At 29.6% G+C, this 19,071-nt stretch carries 21 protein-coding genes; 5 read left to right on the top strand and 16 right to left on the bottom strand.

Annotated elements, in window-relative coordinates; genetic code table 11:
- Positions 1 to 86 precede the first annotated feature (86 nt).
- Positions 87 to 1,517, top strand: coding sequence for an alanine/glycine:cation symporter family protein (locus I4U58_RS00710; RefSeq protein WP_195928942.1), 1,431 nt, complete (start codon positions 87 to 89; stop codon positions 1,515 to 1,517).
- A gap of 259 nt (positions 1,518 to 1,776) precedes the next feature.
- Positions 1,777 to 2,868, top strand: coding sequence for a sporulation integral membrane protein YtvI (gene ytvI, locus I4U58_RS00705; protein WP_195928940.1), 1,092 nt, complete (start codon positions 1,777 to 1,779; stop codon positions 2,866 to 2,868).
- Between the two features lie 192 nt (positions 2,869 to 3,060).
- On the opposite strand, the gene I4U58_RS00700 is transcribed toward ytvI, so the two are convergent.
- The 7 genes from I4U58_RS00700 to I4U58_RS00670 form a co-directional block, all read right to left on the bottom strand.
- Positions 3,061 to 4,257: an FprA family A-type flavoprotein gene (locus I4U58_RS00700; RefSeq protein WP_195928938.1), complete on the bottom strand. Its 1,197-nt coding sequence runs from the start codon at positions 4,255 to 4,257 to the stop codon at positions 3,061 to 3,063.
- 250 nt (positions 4,258 to 4,507) lie between these two features.
- Positions 4,508 to 4,681 carry a (2Fe-2S)-binding protein gene (locus I4U58_RS00695; RefSeq protein ID WP_195928936.1) on the bottom strand — a complete coding sequence of 58 codons (174 nt, stop codon included), beginning with the start codon at positions 4,679 to 4,681 and terminating at the stop codon, positions 4,508 to 4,510.
- A 123-nt stretch (positions 4,682 to 4,804) separates the two neighbouring features.
- Positions 4,805 to 5,449, bottom strand: coding sequence for a hexose kinase (locus I4U58_RS00690; protein ID WP_195928950.1), 645 nt, complete (start codon positions 5,447 to 5,449; stop codon positions 4,805 to 4,807).
- Positions 5,450 to 5,486: 37 nt separating this feature from the next.
- Positions 5,487 to 5,660 carry a hypothetical protein gene (locus I4U58_RS00685; protein WP_195928934.1) on the bottom strand — a complete coding sequence of 58 codons (174 nt, stop codon included), beginning with the start codon at positions 5,658 to 5,660 and terminating at the stop codon, positions 5,487 to 5,489.
- Positions 5,661 to 5,662: 2 nt separating this feature from the next.
- On the bottom strand, positions 5,663 to 5,848 hold the full coding sequence (locus I4U58_RS00680) for a hypothetical protein (protein ID WP_195928932.1): 186 nt from the start codon (positions 5,846 to 5,848) through the stop codon (positions 5,663 to 5,665).
- Positions 5,849 to 6,186: 338 nt separating this feature from the next.
- Positions 6,187 to 6,786 carry a cytidylate kinase-like family protein gene (locus tag I4U58_RS00675; protein ID WP_195928931.1) on the bottom strand — a complete coding sequence of 200 codons (600 nt, stop codon included), beginning with the start codon at positions 6,784 to 6,786 and terminating at the stop codon, positions 6,187 to 6,189.
- Positions 6,787 to 6,939: 153 nt separating this feature from the next.
- A complete protein-coding gene (locus I4U58_RS00670) occupies positions 6,940 to 7,479 on the bottom strand; it encodes a TerD family protein (protein ID WP_195928928.1) in 540 nt (179 codons plus the stop codon).
- Positions 7,480 to 7,725: 246 nt separating this feature from the next.
- Between I4U58_RS00670 and I4U58_RS00665 the strand changes: the two genes are divergently transcribed.
- On the top strand, positions 7,726 to 8,073 hold the full coding sequence (locus I4U58_RS00665) for a helix-turn-helix transcriptional regulator (RefSeq protein WP_007287468.1): 348 nt from the start codon (positions 7,726 to 7,728) through the stop codon (positions 8,071 to 8,073).
- Between the two features lie 76 nt (positions 8,074 to 8,149).
- Here the strand turns inward: I4U58_RS00665 and I4U58_RS00660 are convergent, their stop codons facing one another.
- Entirely contained in the window at positions 8,150 to 8,575 is a 426-nt protein-coding gene (locus I4U58_RS00660) for an N-acetyltransferase (protein WP_195928926.1), read from the bottom strand.
- A gap of 217 nt (positions 8,576 to 8,792) precedes the next feature.
- Here I4U58_RS00660 and I4U58_RS00655 point away from each other — a divergent pair, with 217 nt between their 5' ends.
- Complete coding sequence (locus I4U58_RS00655; RefSeq protein WP_195928924.1) at positions 8,793 to 8,987, top strand: hypothetical protein; 195 nt, start codon at positions 8,793 to 8,795, stop codon at positions 8,985 to 8,987.
- 530 nt (positions 8,988 to 9,517) lie between these two features.
- Here I4U58_RS00655 and nrdF read toward each other — a convergent pair.
- The 7 genes from nrdF to I4U58_RS00620 form a co-directional block, all read right to left on the bottom strand.
- Positions 9,518 to 10,501 carry a class 1b ribonucleoside-diphosphate reductase subunit beta gene (gene nrdF, locus I4U58_RS00650; protein WP_195928923.1) on the bottom strand — a complete coding sequence of 328 codons (984 nt, stop codon included), beginning with the start codon at positions 10,499 to 10,501 and terminating at the stop codon, positions 9,518 to 9,520.
- Between the two features lie 24 nt (positions 10,502 to 10,525).
- The gene (nrdE, locus tag I4U58_RS00645; protein WP_195928921.1) at positions 10,526 to 12,622 is read right to left on the bottom strand and encodes a class 1b ribonucleoside-diphosphate reductase subunit alpha; all 2,097 of its coding nucleotides are present in this window, start codon (positions 12,620 to 12,622) and stop codon (positions 10,526 to 10,528) included.
- Positions 12,623 to 12,893: 271 nt separating this feature from the next.
- Positions 12,894 to 14,438, bottom strand: coding sequence for an ABC-F family ATP-binding cassette domain-containing protein (locus I4U58_RS00640; protein ID WP_195928919.1), 1,545 nt, complete (start codon positions 14,436 to 14,438; stop codon positions 12,894 to 12,896).
- Between the two features lie 303 nt (positions 14,439 to 14,741).
- Positions 14,742 to 15,011 carry a CD3324 family protein gene (locus tag I4U58_RS00635; protein ID WP_195928917.1) on the bottom strand — a complete coding sequence of 90 codons (270 nt, stop codon included), beginning with the start codon at positions 15,009 to 15,011 and terminating at the stop codon, positions 14,742 to 14,744.
- Between the two features lie 423 nt (positions 15,012 to 15,434).
- Positions 15,435 to 15,674, bottom strand: coding sequence for an MATE family efflux transporter (locus tag I4U58_RS14015; RefSeq protein ID WP_347708152.1), 240 nt, complete (start codon positions 15,672 to 15,674; stop codon positions 15,435 to 15,437).
- A gap of 104 nt (positions 15,675 to 15,778) precedes the next feature.
- Entirely contained in the window at positions 15,779 to 16,417 is a 639-nt protein-coding gene (locus I4U58_RS00625; RefSeq protein WP_195928914.1) for an HAD-IA family hydrolase, read from the bottom strand.
- A 52-nt stretch (positions 16,418 to 16,469) separates the two neighbouring features.
- Positions 16,470 to 16,937: a DUF1648 domain-containing protein gene (locus tag I4U58_RS00620; protein ID WP_195928912.1), complete on the bottom strand. Its 468-nt coding sequence runs from the start codon at positions 16,935 to 16,937 to the stop codon at positions 16,470 to 16,472.
- A 202-nt stretch (positions 16,938 to 17,139) separates the two neighbouring features.
- Between I4U58_RS00620 and I4U58_RS00615 the strand changes: the two genes are divergently transcribed.
- Positions 17,140 to 17,943 (top strand): nitroreductase family protein, encoded by an 804-nt coding sequence (locus tag I4U58_RS00615; protein ID WP_195928910.1) that lies wholly within the window; start codon positions 17,140 to 17,142, stop codon positions 17,941 to 17,943.
- Positions 17,944 to 18,056: 113 nt separating this feature from the next.
- Here I4U58_RS00615 and I4U58_RS00610 read toward each other — a convergent pair whose 3' ends face one another.
- On the bottom strand, positions 18,057 to 18,998 hold the full coding sequence (locus I4U58_RS00610; protein WP_195928908.1) for a (4Fe-4S)-binding protein: 942 nt from the start codon (positions 18,996 to 18,998) through the stop codon (positions 18,057 to 18,059).
- Positions 18,999 to 19,071: the final 73 nt, after the last annotated feature.

Genomic DNA, 19,071 nt, shown 5'->3' with positions numbered 1-19,071 from the left:
AATTTTCGGAATATAATGTATATATTTTATTATTTTGGGTAAATTACAAATTTATAATTACTATATTTTATTTTGAGGAGGAATTTATGGAGACTTTAAGTAATATCATAGATGTAACAAATACATTTTTATGGACTTATATTCTTGTAGCTGCTCTAATAGTTCTAGGAATATACTTCACTATAAGAACTAAATTTGTTCAATTCAGGTATTTTAAAGAAATGTTCAGACTTTTAGGTGATGGTATGGACAAAGATGCTAAAAAAGAAGGAAAAATTTCTTCATTCCAGGCATTTTGTATAAGTACTGCATCTAGAGTTGGTACTGGTAATATAGCAGGTATCTCAATCGCAATAGTAGGTGGAGGTCCTGGAGCAATATTTTGGATGTGGGTTGTTGCACTTATAGGTGCTGCATCAAGTTTTATAGAAAGTACTTTAGCTCAAATATATAAAGTTAAAGATGGAGATGCTTTTAGAGGTGGTCCAGCTTATTATATAGAACAAGGCTTAAAAAATAAAAAGATGGCAATACTATTCTCAATATTAATAACTATAGCTTTCGCATTTGTATTTAATGCCGTTCAATCAAATACAATGACAGTTGCATTTAACGCAGCTTTCGGAACAAATAAATTACTTATAGGAATAATATTATGTGCATTAACTACTGCTGTTATATTCGGTGGTGTTCAAAGAATAGCAAAAATAACTGAAGTTATAGTTCCAGTATTCGCTGTTGCATATATATTAGTTGCATTATTTATAGTTTTCAAAAACATAAATTTAATGCCACAAATATTTGAAGCTATATTCTCAGAAGCACTTAATTTTAAAGATTTTACAGTTGGTACTTTTACAGGAACAATATTAGTTGGTATAAAAAGAGGTCTATTCTCTAATGAAGCTGGTATGGGTAGTGCACCTAATGCTGCTGCAACTGCTGATACTTCACACCCTGTAAAACAAGGTTTAATCCAAACACTTGGTGTATTCACAGATACAATAATAATCTGTACTTGTACTGCATTTATGGTACTTCTATACACTCAATTTAACGTAACTAGTGGTGCGACTAGTATAGAACTTGCACAAGAAGCTTTAAGTTATCATATAGGATCTTTCGGATATACATTTATAGCTATATGCATATTCTTATTTGCTTTCAGTTCAATAGTTGGAAACTACTATTATGGAGAATCTAATATAGAGTTTATATTCGGAGAAAATAAACCATTAATGACTGGGTTTAGAGTAATTGTTATCGCTATGGTTTTATTTGGTTCTCTTACAAAAGTCCAAATCGTTTGGGACTTAGCTGATGTAATGATGGCACTTATGGCAATAGTAAACTTAGTCGCAATAACTCTTCTTGGTAAATTTGCTTTCAGAGCTTTAGATGATTATACTATGCAAAGAAAAGCTGGAATCAAAAATCCAACATTTAATCCTGCCAATATAAAAGGTCTTGGAAAAGTTGAATGTTGGGGAGATGACGACGAAGAAGCAGTTATATAATTTTAACCTAAGATTAATAAATTATTATACTAATTTTTTATATGAGATGGAGTAAAACTTTGTTTTGCTTCATCTTTTTTAATTATAAATAAATTTTATGTTAAAAATATTTAATCTAATCTAGTATTCAAATCATATATAATTAATAATAATTCATATTAAAATATCATAAGTATTTAGATAGTCTAAATTTTAAAATACAAATATAAAAATATCTATGTCTGGATGCTATCTGCATTTATAGATTGGGGGTTATAAGATGGAAAGTAAACCAGATTTGAAGCTACAAAAACAAAAAGAATTTCTTATAAAATTCTGTTACTTCGGCGTTATTATAGGCGGAATCATACTTATAATCAAGCTTTTAGGCCCTATACTTACGCCATTTTTAATTGCATTTATAATAGCTGCAATTTTAAATCCATTAATTAAATTCTGTTGCAAGACATTTCACCTTAATAGGGCGCTTATATCTATATTATTTGTCCTTGCATTTTATGCAGTTGCATCTTTTATAATAATCTTAATAGGTACAAAAATTTTAATATTAATTCAAGGTCTATTTACAACAATGCCACAATTTTTCTCAACTTATTTTGAACCATATATAAAAGATACATTCCAACATTTCGAGAATTTGTTTCTTTCATTAGATCCAAATATAATTTCAGCATTAGAAGAAAGTTCTTCTAGTTTGATAAGTACTTTAGGTAATTTTGTAAGCAAGTTTTCTACTATGGTCGTAAGCTATGTATCAGGATTTGCAACAGCTATACCTAGCATCTTCCTAAAAACTATAATCACAATAATAGTTACATTCTTTATAACTATAGATTTTGAAAAGATAATAAACTTCATAAAAAGACAAATACCTGAAAATGCGTCTGAATCTATAAAGGAAAGTAAAAAATATATCACTACTACCCTATTTAAATGTTTTTTATCTTATTTACTTATACTTACTATCACTTTTACAGAACTTGCAATTGGGCTTACAATTTTAAGAATTCCAAACTCTATACTTATAGCACTTTGTATAGCTATATTTGATATTTTACCTGTATTGGGTACTGGTGGAATAATGATTCCCTGGGCGATAATTGCATTGCTATATGGAAATTTTACGGTAGGAATTGGTGTCGCTGTTATTTATATAATCGTGACAATAATAAGAAATATTATAGAGCCAAAGCTAGTGGGGCAACAAGTCGGACTACACCCAGTTGTCACACTTATAAGTATGTTTATTGGGCTTCATTTTCTAGGTTTTATAGGAATGTTGGGTCTTCCGATTACAATTTCACTTCTCAAATATCTAAATGATGAAGGTATAGTGAAAATTTTTAAATAATAAATTCACTACGTTCATATCGCCAACGAATCGTAGATTCCGTTGCTTTAATTAATAGGTTGGTAATTATACATTATCCACAAAACAAATAATATATAATTTCCTTAGAATTAAAAAAATAGCATGTATATATTACATGCTATTTTTTATATTGGTATTATTTATGTTAAATATTTTATTAATATTGGTGTCTTATTTTATTAATTTAGCATATTCTTTACCAGCTTCTACACAAGCTTCTAAAGTTGCTTCATCTGGGAAGAATTTTTTCTTAACTGTTTCAACTGGCATTTTGAAGTTCATTGATTTTAATGTATTTTCTGCCATTGTGATACCTTCACCACTCCATCCATAAGAACCAAATACACCTGCTAATGTTCCTCTGTTAGCCATTGGGTCTACATTAGAGAATAAGTCCCACATAGGTTTAACCATTGTTCTGTTTATTGTTGGTGAACCTAATACAACTACTTTTGATTCTAAGAATTTGTCGTGCATTTCTTCGTGAGTTAATTGTTCTAAATCGTAAAGACCTACTTCTACTCCTTCAGATTTAGCACCTTCCGCAATTTTTTCCGCCATTTTTTTAGTATTTCCATAAGCTGATAAGTAGAATATACTAACTTTGTCTTTATTAGTAGCGTCTACAGCTTCTTGTGACCACTGTACATATCTTTTTACTTGTTCCATAGGTTCTTTTGATAATATTGGACCATGTGAAGTTAAGATAGTGTCAAAATCAATACCTAAGCCTACAACTTTGTCTACACCGTCTAATACGTATTGTGCAAATGGTTTAACTATACAGTCATAGTAAACTTTTGATGCTTTTATATAGTCTTCGTTATTTGCAACACATTCTGCATCAAAATCACCATAGTGACATCCAAAAGCATCACAAGTGAATAATACTTTGTCTTCTTCTACATAAGTGAACATAGTATCTGCCCAGTGAAGCATTGGCGCAGTTATAAATCTTAAGTTTCTTTTACCTATATTTAAAACTTCTCCATCTTTTATTGTTTTAAATTTAAAGTCTCTGTTTAATTGGCTAGTTAAGTAGTTTTTAGCTGCTGTAGTACAATAAACTACTGCATCTGGATTTCTGTCTAATATATATGATAAACTACTCGCATGGTCAGGCTCAGTATGGTGAACTACTATGTAGTCTATATCTTCGATTGGTGTTACTTGTTCTATTTTTTCAAAGAATAGATCTTTAAAAGTTGATTTTACAGTATCTATTAAAACTGTTTTTTCATCTTTTATAAGATATGAATTGTAAGTTGTTCCAAACTCAGTCTCCATTATTATATCGAATACCTCTAGTTCTTTATCCAAAACTCCTGTATAATAGATATCCTTTTTTACTTCAAATACATTGCTCATTAATTTACCTCCTAGTTTTTCAATAATTTATGTCAATATATCTTCATCGCCGCTCTTATTATATTATTTATCGTAATATTGTGTTTCTTATTTATATACCCAGTTATTGTGTAGATAAACATTTTTTTAACATATCTATATTTTATCCCATATATTGATTATTTGCAAAATGTCTTTAAAATATGAGATTAAAATCAAATAAAGACTATAGATGATGAATAACTCATCTCCATAGTCTTTTTATAAAAAATTATTTTACTAATTCATCTATTATTTCTTGTATTTCATCTTCACACATACCACATATAGTACCTGCTTCAGTTTCATCTTTTATATCGTCTAAAGTTTTAGCACCATTTTCTATTGCTTCTTTTATTGTGTTATAAGTAACATCTAAACATGAACATACTACTCTATCTTCCATTTTATTTCTCCTGTAAATCAATTTTTAGAAAGCTTTCTATATCTATTTGTCGACATTTGTTATATACCCTTTTAAAAATTGATAAAACAGGATTTTATAATTTGGATTTATTTACCTTTTTATTTAGTTTTCAATATTTATTTTTGTTATTTCAATATCTTTGTAAATACTTTCTGCATCTTCTTGTTTAAAACTTCCTGTTGAATTAGTCAGTACATTAGCTGCTGATACTGATATTGCGTATTTTAAAGAGTCTACAAGAGAATACCCTCTTTCAAACCCAACAGCAAATGCCGCAACCATAGAGTCTCCACATCCAACTGTATTTACTACATCTATCTTTGGAGGTCTACCTTGATATATGCCTTCTTTTGATACTAATAATGCTCCATCGCCTCCAAGCGAAACAACAACAACTTCTATTCCACTTTGATGTAGTTTTAATGCACTTTTTATTATTTCATCTTTATTGTTTATGCTTATTCCAAGCAAGCTTTCCATCTCTTCGCTGTTTGGCTTTATCATAGTTGGATTGGCTTTTATTCCTTCTTTTAATAAATCGCCACTTGTATCTAAGATTACTTTTTTGTCTTTAGCTTTTGCCATATCTATCAAAACTTTATATATGTCTTTGTTTAATCCTTGTGGAGCACTTCCCGAAATAGTTACTACATTTGTATTATCTAAGATTTTATCAAATTCTTTTATAAATAATTCTTTTTCATATTTTGATATTGGTTGACCAGGCTCTAAAAATTCTGTAGATATATGACATTAACATTGTTTAGTGGTACTGTTGATATTATCAAGTCTGCATGACTTTCCAAAATATTTTTTCATCATGTGATGAGATTATATCAACTATTTGGAAGTTGTAATGAGATTTTAATTTTGCTAATAATAGTTGAGATGTTCCTATCCCTCCACTACATACAACTACTACGTGGAATGCTATTTCTTGATTTTTCTTTCTTTCCATAGCTACACTTTTATCACTACTTCATCTAAAAATGAATTAGATTGTAAATCACTTATCCCAGTCCTAAAAATCGAACCTAGATGATTTGATAAGTTTTGATAGAAGTCATAATCGTTGTTTAAATTGATTTTTAGTTCTTCTGATATAGATTCTATGAAAGTTCTTGTTATCAACTGAACTTTTACCATACTCTTGTTCTCTTCTTCATCTTATCATCTCAACTTCTATGTTTAAATAATACCAAGTTTTTCATAAATAAAAAAGTCAAAAGTTTTTCCATCTTTTTTGAAAAGAAATATAATGGTTTAGTTTTTTTCACTGTGTTTTGAAATTATATAGATTAATATATAAAAGTTGTCACAACTACTTCTTGTGTCGCTTAAAATAATATATTAGAAATTATAAATTATTCAAAAACTAAAATAACCACATTTTAGAATTCAGTATACCAAAATCTAAAATGTGGTTGTTTTTATAAAAAATATTATTCCTATAGTTTAATTATAAATTTCTATAAATATTATTCCTATTTATCATAATGTTTTTTAACTGTCGCCAAAATTATTTCAACAGCTTCATCAATATCTATCTTGCTGGTATTTATGCAAAGATCAAAGTCCCTAGCATCTCCCCACTTCATGCTTGTATAGAAATTATAAAAAGAAGTTCTCTCTTTATCTATCTTTTTGACTGTTTTTGCACTTTTCTTTTCTTCAATACCATGTTCTTCAATTGCTCTTTCTCTTCTTGTTTCAAAATCAGCATGTATAAAAACATCTATTGAGTCGAATTTATCTCTTAATGCATAGTTTGCTGCTCTACCTACAAATATGCAAGACTCTTTTTCAGCTAAGTCTTGGATTATGTTAAATTGTTTTAAGAATAGTTGATGACCTATTGGTAATGATGACATTGTTTGGTCGTATGAAAAATAACTCAATGTTTTGATAGGTTTTTCATCGTATTTTTCAAAAAATTCTTGGCAATAACCACTTTCCTTCGCTGCTATTGTAAGCAATTCTTTATCATAGCAAGGTATTCCTAATGCTTTAGATAACCTTCTACCGATTTCTCCTCCGCCGCTACCATATTCTCTACTTATTGTGATAATTAAATTTTTTTTCATAGCTATTACCCCTTTCTATAACTATTTATACTTTCATTATAGCAGAATTTCATTTCCAAAATAATGCAGATTTAAAAATTATTTATGTATACATTATAAAGAGTAATTTATTCTAAAAAACTTTCAATATATAAAAATCATCATAACAATATTTTATAAATATTTCTTTCTCAATTTATCAACAGAACCATTGCATCCATTTCCAACTGCAACAAACTTCCACTCTGAGCCGTTTTTGACTAAATCGGCAAAATGGAAAGCATCACATCCAGCCCCATTTTCAGCAAGTACATATTTGCATATCTCTTTTCCTGTATCTCTGTTTACAACTCTTATGTATGCATCTTTTACGTCTGAGAAAGTCTTTTTCCCAAGTCCAAAGAATTTAAATATATTTGCATATAGAGCGATTTTTTGCACCCTTGAATCTAACTTGTCCAAATCTATGTATATAACCTCGTTGTCCCCTGCTCCACCACCGACTAAATCATCTCCACTTAGTCTAACTGATTTATTTTTACTTTCTTTTATTCCAAAGTATACTGTTTCGATATGTTTGTCGTTTGAATCTAATAAATATGCAATTGTGTCTAAATCCATTCTAGTTATCCACCCTAAACCTACATCTAGATGTTTTAGTCCAACTTCTTTTTTTGTTAAATCAATAGTTTGTACCTTGCTCAAATTAATCATAATACCCCTCCTAGCTTTTACTTGTAAATTAAATTTTTTTTACTTTTAAACTACCTTTTTCATATTAATATTCTTTTAAATTACTTATTAATTATATTGTGTCATAGTTTTTTGTTTTATGAAACAAAAATTTCCTAAAATAGAGTATTTTACCCTAATGCAACTGATAGTTGCGCAGTAGTTGGTAGAAGTAACTAGATATTTTTGATATATTTATATTAGAAAAAGGAAAGGAGATATTTACAAATGGCATTAGGAGTACAATTTATAATTAGTGTAGTATTATACATTATTATTTTGGCAATTTTTTTAGGATTACTTATACTTATTGTTCGCTGTCTTTTAAAATATCTAAAATCAACAGATGTTAGACACGAAAAAGCGATAATCAGAAAATCTTTGGGTGAGGTATTAAAAGAAAATAGAATAAGATGTAAAATGACACAAGAATTCGTATCAGAATCAATCGGTGTAAGCAGACAAGCTGTTTCGAAATGGGAAAATGGTGCCTCTGACCCAAGTACTTCAAATTTATTGGCATTGGCAAAATTGTATGGAATTTCTGCTGAAGATTTACTTAAAGAAGTTGAATAAAATATCTTTATATTAAAGATTAAAAGAGTATATCCCTAGCTACTTTGGCTGGATATATACTCTTTTTAAGATTTTGCTATTTATAAACCATAATATATTCTTCAAAACCTGAATCTTCGTTAATCTCTTCCGATAAAATTTCAAATCCCTTTTTAATATAAAAATCAACCGATTTTTGATTTTGTTTATATACAGCTAATTTTAAATTATCAAATTTAGCATTTGCATACTCTATTAACTTTGAGCCAATCCCCTTTCCTTGCTCATTCAGTGATACAAATAATGCCCCTATAAAGTCGTCGTTTAATATGCTTATAAAACCTTTAATTTCTTCCCCCTCTTCATAAACATAAGTTTTCGACTGTGGTATGTATATATCTTTTACTGCATTGTAATTGTCTTGCCAGTATTTTTCTGGCATGAAGTCGTGTGCTTTTATTGTGCTTTCAAGCCAGATTTCCATAACTTTATCTATATCTTTTTGTTTTAAATCTCTAATCATACTTGCTCCTTAATTGATATTTTTACTTATATTATATCATAACCTAAACCTCGTACTTTCCAATGGATTTTTTATATTTATAATTATAGAAAAATTTACTTATTTTGTTTAAAATACTAATTTTCAGTAAAGAATTAGATATACCTAAAGAGGTGATATCCAAATAGAAAAATATTAGTTATAATAAATTAAAAATGACAACACCATGATAATTCGTATGTTTGAGTATGGATTTAGAAAAGGAAAAGAAAATGCTGATTATGATGGGGATAATATCAAAAGATTGTATTTTCCAAAGCAGAAGGTGATTCTCTTTGAGGAAAATAAAAATATTGAAGATAGCTTAAAATTAATGATAGTTTTTGGAGATGAAAAAGAGTTTCTTTATGAAGTTGATGTTATGAAAAACTAGCTATTGAGTCAAAGGAGTTATTTGACCAAGATGAAATCCTCGGTGAAGATTTTCACAGTATGCTTTTAGCAATTCAAAATTTAATTGAATATCTAAATAGAAATTATATAGATGATGAAAACTTAGAAAAAGAGGTGAATATCATGACTAAGAGTTTATATGATCCATAAGTTGAAAAAAAGGGGATTAAAAAAGGTATTGAGAAAGGTATTGAGAAAAATCAAGTAGAAATAGTATTAAATATGTTAGGCGAAGGCCTTGATGAGGCAACTATTTCAAGATTCACTAAAATCGATATAGAAAGGGTTAGAGAAATAATAAAAAAGCACCTTAATTAATAAAGAAATCTTTAATTCAAAAGACCCTTAAAAATGTAGATTTCTTTGAAGCACATATACAGAAATTATACTTATCAACAGTTTTTAAATGAACTATAATTTCCTATGTACTATAAATAACCACATCTCGAGATTCAGTTAATGAAACTCTAAGATGTGGTCTTTTTTATAATATATATAAAACTTCTAAATTTATATCTCCCTATCGAAAATAAAGTCACTATCTTGTAGCGATTCATACACTCCTTTTTGATATCCGTTACCTTTTGTTGAGAAGAAGTCGTGTGTTTTTGTTTCTGTGCTAAGTCCGTTTAGCACGATTGGATTTACTGGGTCGACTTCGAGTCTGTTGTCGTATCCTAGGTTTTCCATTGCTCTGTTTGCGTTGTATTTTAGGAAGTTTATGACTTCATCAGCTAGCCCTGTTCCTTCGTATATTGTATTTGTGTAGTTTATTTCGTTTTCCATAAGTCTATCGAATACGTCCATGACTTTTGATTTGTACTCTTTTTGTTCTTCTTTTGAAAAATCTTTGAATATCTCTTGTGCAAGAAGTCCGATGTATTTTCCGTGAAGTGATTCGTCTCTAAGTATTAGTGAAATTATCTCTCCACTTGCCATCATTTTTCCTTGTCCAGCTAAAAATAATGGGTAGAAAAATCCTGAGTAAAATAAAAAGCTTTCTAAAAATACTGATGTCGCCATCGACATATATAGACCATATCTGTCATCTGTATTTTCGTATTGGGCTAAAACTATTTCGGCTTTTTTCTGTAAAGTCGGCTCGCTTTCTATCCATTCAAATATCTCGTCTATTTCCGGCACTGTTAATAATGTTGTAAATATTGATGAATAGCTCTTTGCGTGGATTTCTTCCATAGTTCCCATAAATGAAAGTACGGCTTTTCGTTGAAGATTATCTGTCAAACTCATCATCGATGGTATTCCGTTGTTGGCTTGTTTTGTGTCTAAAAGTGTCAGTCCACCTAACACTTTTTTATAAAGATTTCTCTCCTCTGGCGAAAGTTCGCTCCATACTTTTACATCTTTTGACACTGATATTTCTTCTGGCAGCCAAAATTGTTTTACATTCTGATCCCAAAATGCCTGAGTGAAGTCGTCGTCCTCAACATTCCAGTTGACTGCTTTGTGTACGTTGTTTAATTTAAATGTCATTTTATCACCTCTTTATGTTGAATCTTAAACTGAACACACTAGGCATTCATTATTTCTTTCCATCTTCGTTCTAGTATAATAAAGGCTTTTTAGTCCTTTTTTATGTGCATAAATGTAGTATCTTGCAATATCTCTTGTTGTTTTGTCGTCTGTTACAAATAGTGTTGTCGAAATTCCTTGGTCAATATGTCCTTGAATTATCGCCACCATATCGATAAGGTCTAGCATATCTATTCTGTATGCTGATTGGTAGTAAAGCATGTTTTCATTAGTTAAAAACGGCATTGGATAAATTGTTGTCGAATCTCCATAAGTTCTAACTTCTATCTGCTCAGTTATCGGCATAACGCTCGAAGTTGAATTTTGGACGTAGCTTATACTTTGAGTCGGTGCGATTGCACTTAAGTAAGCATTATAAATACCATTTGTCTTAACTTGTTGTAATAATTCTTTCCAATCTTCTTTTGTCGGAATGTTTATTCCTTCAAATAATTTTGATACTTTTTCGCTAGTTGGCAAGAAATCTTTTGTGCAGTATTTTTTAAATAATTCACTTTCTGGCCCTTTTGCATATTCTGATTTTTCAAATCCGTTGAATGTTTCTCCTTTTTCAATTGCTATATTCATTGATGTTTTTATCGCGTAATATCTCATCATTGCGAAGAATACATCGGCAAATTCTCTACCTTCTTTTGACGTATAGATTATATCTTCTCTAACTAAATATCCATGTAAATTCATCGCTCCAAGACCTATTGAATGTGATGAGTCGTTTCCTTTTTTGATAGTAGGTACTTCTTCTATATTTGTATTGTCAGAAACATATGTCAAGGCTCTAATCGCTACATCTATCGTCTTTTCAATATCTTTATTATCCATAACATTTGCTATATTTAAAGAGCCCAGATTACAACTTATATCTTGTCCCCAATCGCTGACTTGACCATAACCTTTTATATCTGATGGTGTTTGGTATTGGAAAATCTCACAGCACAAGTTAGACATTTTTATCATTCCCACGTCCTTTAGCGTATGTTGTTGGTTTGCACTGTCGATAAATACAACGTATGGATATCCAGATTCTTGTTGAGTTTGTGCAATCCTAGTTAGAAGTTCCCTTGGATTTATTTCCTTTTTCTCAATTTCATCATCTTGTGCTAATTTGTCATACCATTCGTCCATTTTTATTTCATCAAGATGAACACCGTATTTTTGATAAATTGAATGTGGATAAAATGCATAACAATTTTCATTTTTCTCCGCAAGCTCCATAAATTTATCTGGAATTATAGCTCCGATTGAAAGTGTTGTAAGCCTTATTTTTTCGTCTGCATTTATCTTTTTACTGTCTAGTAGTGTTTCAAAGTCTGGATGAAGTACATTTAAATAAACTGCCCCAGCGCCTTGTCTCGCTCCCATTTGGTTGAAATAGCTGAATGATTGCTCTAGTAATTTTGCAACACCCATAACCCCGCCGGCTGCTCCTTTGATTCCTTTTATAGATTCGCCTGCAGCCCTAAGTCTAGTCAAATTAAGCGCAACCCCACCGCCTATTTTTGACAAATGGTTTGCAGATGAAACTCCATAAGATATACCTTCACAGCTATCCTCTATATTTACTAAAAAGCAAGATACCATCTTTCCTGCTCTTGCTCTACCTGCATTTAAGAAAGTCGGTGTCGCTGGTTGAAACTCTTGATTTATAAGTTTTCCTGCAATATCTTTTGCAAGTTTAGAGTCCCCATCTCCAAGCGTCAATGCAACAATCAACACCTTATCCTCATAACTTTCTAATATTTCTTCCCCATCATCACTTTTAAGAGCATAATTTTGATAAAATTTGCTCGCACTCATATAAGATTGGAATTTAAAATTCTTCGATCTTATAAAATCATATATAACTTCAATCACATACTCATCATACATATTTATAATTTCTTTTGAGTAGTAATCGTTTTTAACTAAATAATCTAATCTTTCTTTTAAGTTATTAAATTTTCTCATTCTTGGCTCTATGTAATCCTCTAAATACGATTTTAGAGCTTCTTTATCTTTGTCAAGTTGATATTTCCCATTTTCGTCCCTGATTATAACTTGGTTATTTAACTCTATATAATTCATCGAATTTCTCCTTTGTCGCCTAGTTTATATTTATAATTTCGTTTTTATCTTGCCCACAATAATTATTTATAAGATTTTTACACATTTTAAGGTTTGAAATAATAAGTGTAGAAATTTGTCTTGGGCTTAAAGTCTATATCTATATAATGTCCATTTATGATTTATACCCACATAATTTCTTTTTTAATTTATTTTTTGTATTTTTTTAAAAATAAAACACCATATATAGTAGATGTTTTTTATCTTTTACTATATATGGTGTTTACAGACTTTATATTATCCAGTTTTCACAATTCCAAACTGTAGTCACAATATCTTTGTAAAAATCTCTATCATGACTTACTAAAACTATACTACCCTCATAATTTATAAGAGCTCTTTTTAATTCTTCCTTTGCATCTACGTCTAAATGATTTGTCGGTTCATCTAAAAATAGTATATTACTTGGGTTGTTGATAACTTTACAAAGCCTTACCTTTGCTTGTTCCCCTCCACTAAGTTTGCAAAGCTTGCTGTTTATGTGCTCATCTGTCAATCCACACCTTGCCAACATTCGCCTCACTTCTGTTTTCGTATTTTTAGGAAATTCATTTGAAATCTCGTCAATAACAACATTTTCTGTATAATAATTTTCTTGTTCATAATAACCTATATCCAAATGTTGCTCATCTAACATAACTTTCCCTTCTATTGGATTTATAACTTTCATCAAAGTTTTTAATAAAGTTGTCTTGCCTATTCCATTTGCACCGATAATTGCTATTTTTTTATTTTTATCCATCTTTAAATTGAGTTGTTTTGTGAGTGGTGTGTCATATCCTATTACTAAATTTTTAGTTTTGAAAATAACGCTCCAGGATGGCTTAGAAAATTTAAAATCAAAATGTGGCTTTGGTTTTTGCTTACTTATTTCTATTTTATCCATCTTCATAAGCTTCTTTTCTCTAGCCTTTGCCTGTGCTGCTGTTGCTGCCCTAACTTTATTTTTTCTTATATAATCCTCTAGTTTATTTATCTCCTTTTGTTGCTTTGTATAATCCCTCATTAACTGCTCTTTGTGAAGCTCATATAATTTTAGAAATTTCTTATAATCCCCATTATATCTTGTGAATTTCTTATGCTCCAGATGGTAAACTACATTTACGACCTCGTTCATAAATTCTGTATCATGTGAAATCAATATAAATGATTTTTCATAGCTTTTCAGATAATTTTTTAGCCAATTTATATTTTCCTCATCTAAGTGATTTGTCGGTTCATCAAGCAACAAAATATCTGGTTTTTCGAGTAACATCTTTGCCAAAAGAACCTTGCTCCTTTGCCCTCCGCTCAATTCATCTGACTTATTATACATAAAATCATTTATTCCTATTCCGTATGAAATCTCATCTATCTTTGAATCAATACTATAAAAATCACTATCTTCTAGCACACCTTGTAAGGTTGATACTTTCTGTGTTATTTTTTCAAGTTCAATATCATTAGATGTCGACATTTTATTATAAAGTTCGTTTAAATTCTCCTCTATTTTATATAAATCCGCAAAAGCACTTTGTAAAAATTCCCTAACTGTCGGATAATTATTTATATTAACATTTTGATCCATATATCCAATACTAACTTTATTATTCCAATAAATTGTGCCACTGTCGGGAAGTAGCTCATTTGTAATAAGTTTAAAAAAAGTAGTTTTGCCCTCACCATTTGCCCCTACAAGACCAATATGCTCATTTTTTTCTAATTTGAAATTGACATTATTAAAAATAATTTTATCCCCAAAACCTTGAGTCATATTTTCCACGTTTAAAATACTCATATTAGCACCCCTTTCTTTAAAAGTACTTATATTTATAAATTACTCCCTTTTTACATTGTGCACAAGAACACAAATATTTCTGAATTAAACATGTTAATTTTATAATTCATCTAAATACTAAAAAGTAAACATTAAATTTAATTTCCAATTTACAAATTTAATATACACTTTTTTATTGGCATTAAAAATAACAAAAAGGCTATTGCAATATCTCTGCAATAGCCATATATTTATCTCAATTAATATATATTTTTTAATTACTATATATTTTCTTTACTACATATATTCTTTTAATTACTATACTTATAAATCTACCTTTTTAATAATTCGTCTTATACTATATCCAGTTAAATAATATTCATCAGCCAATTCTTCTATAGTTTTCCCATTTTTATGTTTTTTGGCAATTTCTTTATTTCTTTTATTTAATTCATCTTTAGTACTCGTATTTTCTCCCCAAGACTTTTTATTCTCTTCTTTTTTAGGTATATAAAGATAACCACCTTCTATATATTTCTGCAAATCTTCAATCATATGTTGAGGTAATACATCCTGCGCTTTTTTGTATTTCATAAACCCTTGCTCCTATCTACATTTATTTTGTAAACTAAAAGCAATAATTTTAAGAAAACATGCGCAAATTTTTTAATTAAGTTTTTATAAACTTGCCCTATACAACATGTTTTCTAAATTATTGCACAGGGCTTACAACATTCGCTCTTTTCATAGACATTTAAGTCACCTCTCTTTATAATCTATCTACTATTATAATAACACATAATTTCTTACTACTTTAGTTTTGACATAAAATTAAAATTTTAATTAAAGTTTTTTCAAAAATCCATACATTATATAGCGAGAGGATTTAACAGACATTCTTATATTTTTAAATCTGTTATTATGCGAGTTCTTTTACTTTATCTTTATTGATTTTTTTCATTATAAATACAGCGACAATTAGTGCGAATCCTTCTGCTATTGGAAATGCCCACCAAATTACATTTTCTGAGTTTGGTATTTTTGTATATCTGGAGATAATGCAAATATACCTGCGACTTGATATGCAAAAATTTGTAAAAATGCTAACCCAATACCCATGATAATTAGTGTATACATCATGCCGTAGAATATTCCTTCTTTTACTCTTTGTTTATTTCTCATTCCATAGTTAAATGAAACAATTGGAATGATTGCGTTGTTTAAACCGAATGCTGCGAAAAATACAAATTGTTGTATTTTATAATAAACTCCGTATGCTGTTACTGCTGCTGTAGATACTGATATAAGAAAAAGTCAAGGAATTTTTTTCCTTAAACATAGATGTAAATCTATTAATTACACTATATCTCTAAAAGCTCCTCTAAATTATCTAATACTGCCACATGTGGGTATGATTCTAAATTCTTCCTTGATGTTGTGCCAGTTGTCACGCCGACAAAATCTATATTGGCGTTTTGTGCCGCTTTTGCATCTATATAACTGTCTCCGATATAAATTGGAGATTCGCATTTCATCATTTCTATCATTTTAAATAATCCCTCTGGATTTGGTTTATAATTTTCAACATGTTCTGTTCCTATTATAAAGTCAATTAATTCTCTACATCCTAGATTTTCAAATACGTCGTTTATTCTCTGTCCCCAACGAGATGAAACTATTCCAATTTTTTTGCCTCTATTTTTAAGAGTTTCTAAAACTTTTCTTGCTCCACCTATAAAAACTGTATTTGGAACTGTTATTTCATCTGATTTTTCCTTTTGATATTTTTTAAATAAATCTATACCCTCTTCTGAATCATCACCAGTCAAAATTGTATATGACTCCCCTATTGGTATTCCTATTGTATTTATTATATCTTGGCGAGTTGCCTTTTTTAAATTCATTTCTTCAAGTGCATATGTGAAACTGTCCACTACTGGGTCTGTTGCATCTGCTAATGTATAATCAAAATCAAATATATAAGCATCGTAATTTTTCATATTCTTCTCCTTATTGTCTTATCTCCTATTCAATTAAAAACTTCTTATTTATTTATTTAACTAGAAATAATTTAAAGGTATAGTAAAAAGTCACCCCCAAAACTCCTACAAGCATAACTGGCGTAAACCACCACCCCATTTTAGTTGCTGAAATTGAGCAATATGTTATATAAGAAAAGCTCATAACTAAGATAAGTTTATCTAATAAAACCATATTAATAGTATAATTAAACACTATACCTTTGTTTTTATCTGTAATTTTGACCGGCACATTCCACAATCTTGGAAAAAACATTGTAACAGTAAGCAGTATATATAATGCTACATTAACTATAACAAGTATTATTATCGATCCTTTTCCTGACCAACCATCTATTTGTCCTTCTAAGTTAAAATGTGATGGTATTTTGCTCGGCAACTGCGGATATAAAACAGCAGTATATACAATTTGTGCTAACAGCAAAATAAAAGTTACTATTTCTAGTGTTTTGTGAAATTTATTGTACGGTAGGTTAAACATTTCGCTCCCCCCTTATTTATTACATTATAGCACTATCTAATATATTTTATGTTATATTGAAGTGATTAATTTAGATAACTACATTTTCTTCAAGAATTGGGTTTTCATGTTATAATTTAAGTATAAGAAAATTTATATTTTAAAATAGCTTAAATTATTATTTTCTTATATCATATTTGTGTAAATTAAGGAGGTTCATCCTATGAAACAATCTATTCTTGAAGTTATAAAAAGTAGACATTCTGTCAGGACTTATAGCAATAATCCGATAGATGAAAGTATTTTAGAAAAAATTCAAACTTATATCGATAGTGTTACAAATCCATTCAACAAGAAAATTCAAATTAAACTTTTAAAACCAGACGGATATCACAACGAAAAGCTGGGTACATATGGCGTTATCAAAAATCCAAGTTATTTCTTGGCTGCTTATTGTGAGGATAAACCCCTTACACTCGAAGCGCTTGGTTATACTTTTGAAAAAGTTATCTTATATTGTACTTCACTTGGACTTGGTACAGTTTGGCTTGGTGGAACTTTTAATAAAGGGAAATTTGCAAAAGCTGTTGAACTTAAAGATGGGTATGTTCTACCGGTTGTATCACCTGTTGGGTATGAAGGCGGCAGAAGAAGTCCAATAGGATTTTTAATTGGAAATAACCACAACAAAAGAGATTCATTTAGCTCATTATTTCACAAAGACGATTTTTATACCCCTCTTACAAAAAAAGATGCGGGAATTTATTCAGATGCATTAGAGGCAGTTCGTCTTGCTCCATCTTCACTAAATTGTCAGCCATGGAGAGTTGTACTAAATGATGATGGACTTCATTTTTACAGCACTAAAACTAAAGATATCAATAAAATAGATATGGGAATCGCTCTTTGCCATTTAGATAGTGTATTTGAGGAACAAATGGTAAAAGGAAGATTTAAAATATTGAATCCAAATATAAAAACAGATTATGAATACGTGATTTCATGGATTCCAGACATGTATTTTTAAAAAATAAGTATAATTTTATATTAAAAAAGAGGTTATCTGGATATTGATAACCTCTTTTGATAATTTAATTGTAAATATATTAAATTTTTTAATTTTATTTTATATATAAACTTTTATTTTGCTAATGCTAGTTCTTTGTTTAGTATTTCATCTTTTCTATTTAATAAATCGTCGTCTAAAAGTTGTTCTTCTATATTTTCAAAGCCGATACGTTTTATTGTTTCTTCAAAACGCTCACCTTTTATACCTTGATCTTTATATAGTAAGATTGCTTTTTCCATAACGTCTAGAACTTCTTCTTGTGTTTTAAAAATTGTAGTTAGTGGTTTTCCTATAGAGATTTTTTTGCCCCATCTACCACCTATATAAAGTTTGTATCCCGGTGTACCTTCATCGACTACACCAAATGGACATTTTCCGACACAACGTCCGCAATTATTACATATATTTGTGTCTCTAGTTATTTTTTTATCCACAACTTTACATGCATCCATTGGACATACTTGTTCTATTTTACACTTTTTGCATCCTTTACATTTATCTAAGTCATGAGTTGGAATTAATTGACCTACAATCCCCATATCGTTTAGGTCTGGTTTCATGCAGTTATTTGGACATCCGCCTACTGCCATTTTAAATTTGTGTGGTAGGGCTACATCATTATAGCCTTCAAAAAATCTATGGTGCATTTCTTCAGATATTGCAAATGAGTCAAGTCTACCGAATTTACAAGTTGTCGCCTTGCATGATACAATCGGACGTATTTTCGCCCCTGTCCCACCAGTTTTTAGGCCTTCTTTTGCTATGTAATTTCTAAAATCGTCAATTTTGTCAAATGGTATCCCTTGAACTTCTATAGATAATCTTGTTGTAAATGTTATATTTCCATTTCCAAATAACTCTGCCGCTTCTGCAATACATCTATGTTGAGCTGCAGTTATTTTACCATTGACTGTTAATACTCTTGCTGAAAAATTGTCTGTTCCTTTGTTGTTCAAAAATCCTAGTCCTTTCACTCTTTTCTCTTCTTCTGGGCTAATTGTTAATGATGACATATTTATCCTCCTTAAATAAGTATATTCTCATTTTAATATGTAAATTTATTATTTTGATTGTTTACTTAAATGT

Source organism: Clostridium sp. 1001270J_160509_D11 (genome assembly GCF_015667935.1).
In the GTDB taxonomy this organism is placed as follows: Bacteria; Bacillota; Clostridia; order Peptostreptococcales; family Peptostreptococcaceae; genus Intestinibacter.
Note: the sequence above shows the minus strand (reverse complement) of the source record. Positions and strands in the feature narration are given on the sequence as shown.

Bases quoted from the DNA above. Each gene is read 5' to 3' on its own strand.
- I4U58_RS00675 (WP_195928931.1), bottom strand. From the start codon at position 6,786: ATGAAAAAAAATTTAATTATCACAATAAGTAGAGAATATGGTAGCGGC.
- I4U58_RS00620 (WP_195928912.1), bottom strand. From the start codon at position 16,937: ATGTTTAACCTACCGTACAATAAATTTCACAAAACACTAGAAATAGTA.
- I4U58_RS00680 (WP_195928932.1), bottom strand. From the start codon at position 5,848: ATGGTAAAAGTTCAGTTGATAACAAGAACTTTCATAGAATCTATATCA.
- I4U58_RS00625 (WP_195928914.1), bottom strand. From the start codon at position 16,417: ATGAAAAATTACGATGCTTATATATTTGATTTTGATTATACATTAGCA.
- I4U58_RS00700 (WP_195928938.1), bottom strand. From the start codon at position 4,257: ATGAGCAATGTATTTGAAGTAAAAAAGGATATCTATTATACAGGAGTT.
- I4U58_RS00640 (WP_195928919.1), bottom strand. From the start codon at position 14,438: ATGAGTATTTTAAACGTGGAAAATATGACTCAAGGTTTTGGGGATAAA.
- I4U58_RS00615 (WP_195928910.1), top strand. From the start codon at position 17,140: ATGAAACAATCTATTCTTGAAGTTATAAAAAGTAGACATTCTGTCAGG.
- I4U58_RS00660 (WP_195928926.1), bottom strand. From the start codon at position 8,575: ATGATTAGAGATTTAAAACAAAAAGATATAGATAAAGTTATGGAAATC.
- I4U58_RS00610 (WP_195928908.1), bottom strand. From the start codon at position 18,998: ATGTCATCATTAACAATTAGCCCAGAAGAAGAGAAAAGAGTGAAAGGA.
- I4U58_RS00635 (WP_195928917.1), bottom strand. From the start codon at position 15,011: ATGAAATACAAAAAAGCGCAGGATGTATTACCTCAACATATGATTGAA.
- I4U58_RS00710 (WP_195928942.1), top strand. From the start codon at position 87: ATGGAGACTTTAAGTAATATCATAGATGTAACAAATACATTTTTATGG.
- I4U58_RS00670 (WP_195928928.1), bottom strand. From the start codon at position 7,479: ATGATTAATTTGAGCAAGGTACAAACTATTGATTTAACAAAAAAAGAA.
- I4U58_RS00695 (WP_195928936.1), bottom strand. From the start codon at position 4,681: ATGGAAGATAGAGTAGTATGTTCATGTTTAGATGTTACTTATAACACA.
- I4U58_RS00685 (WP_195928934.1), bottom strand. From the start codon at position 5,660: ATGGAAAGAAAGAAAAATCAAGAAATAGCATTCCACGTAGTAGTTGTA.
- I4U58_RS00655 (WP_195928924.1), top strand. From the start codon at position 8,793: ATGTTTGAGTATGGATTTAGAAAAGGAAAAGAAAATGCTGATTATGAT.
- I4U58_RS00665 (WP_007287468.1), top strand. From the start codon at position 7,726: ATGGCATTAGGAGTACAATTTATAATTAGTGTAGTATTATACATTATT.
- nrdF (WP_195928923.1), bottom strand. From the start codon at position 10,501: ATGACATTTAAATTAAACAACGTACACAAAGCAGTCAACTGGAATGTT.
- ytvI (WP_195928940.1), top strand. From the start codon at position 1,777: ATGGAAAGTAAACCAGATTTGAAGCTACAAAAACAAAAAGAATTTCTT.
- nrdE (WP_195928921.1), bottom strand. From the start codon at position 12,622: ATGAATTATATAGAGTTAAATAACCAAGTTATAATCAGGGACGAAAAT.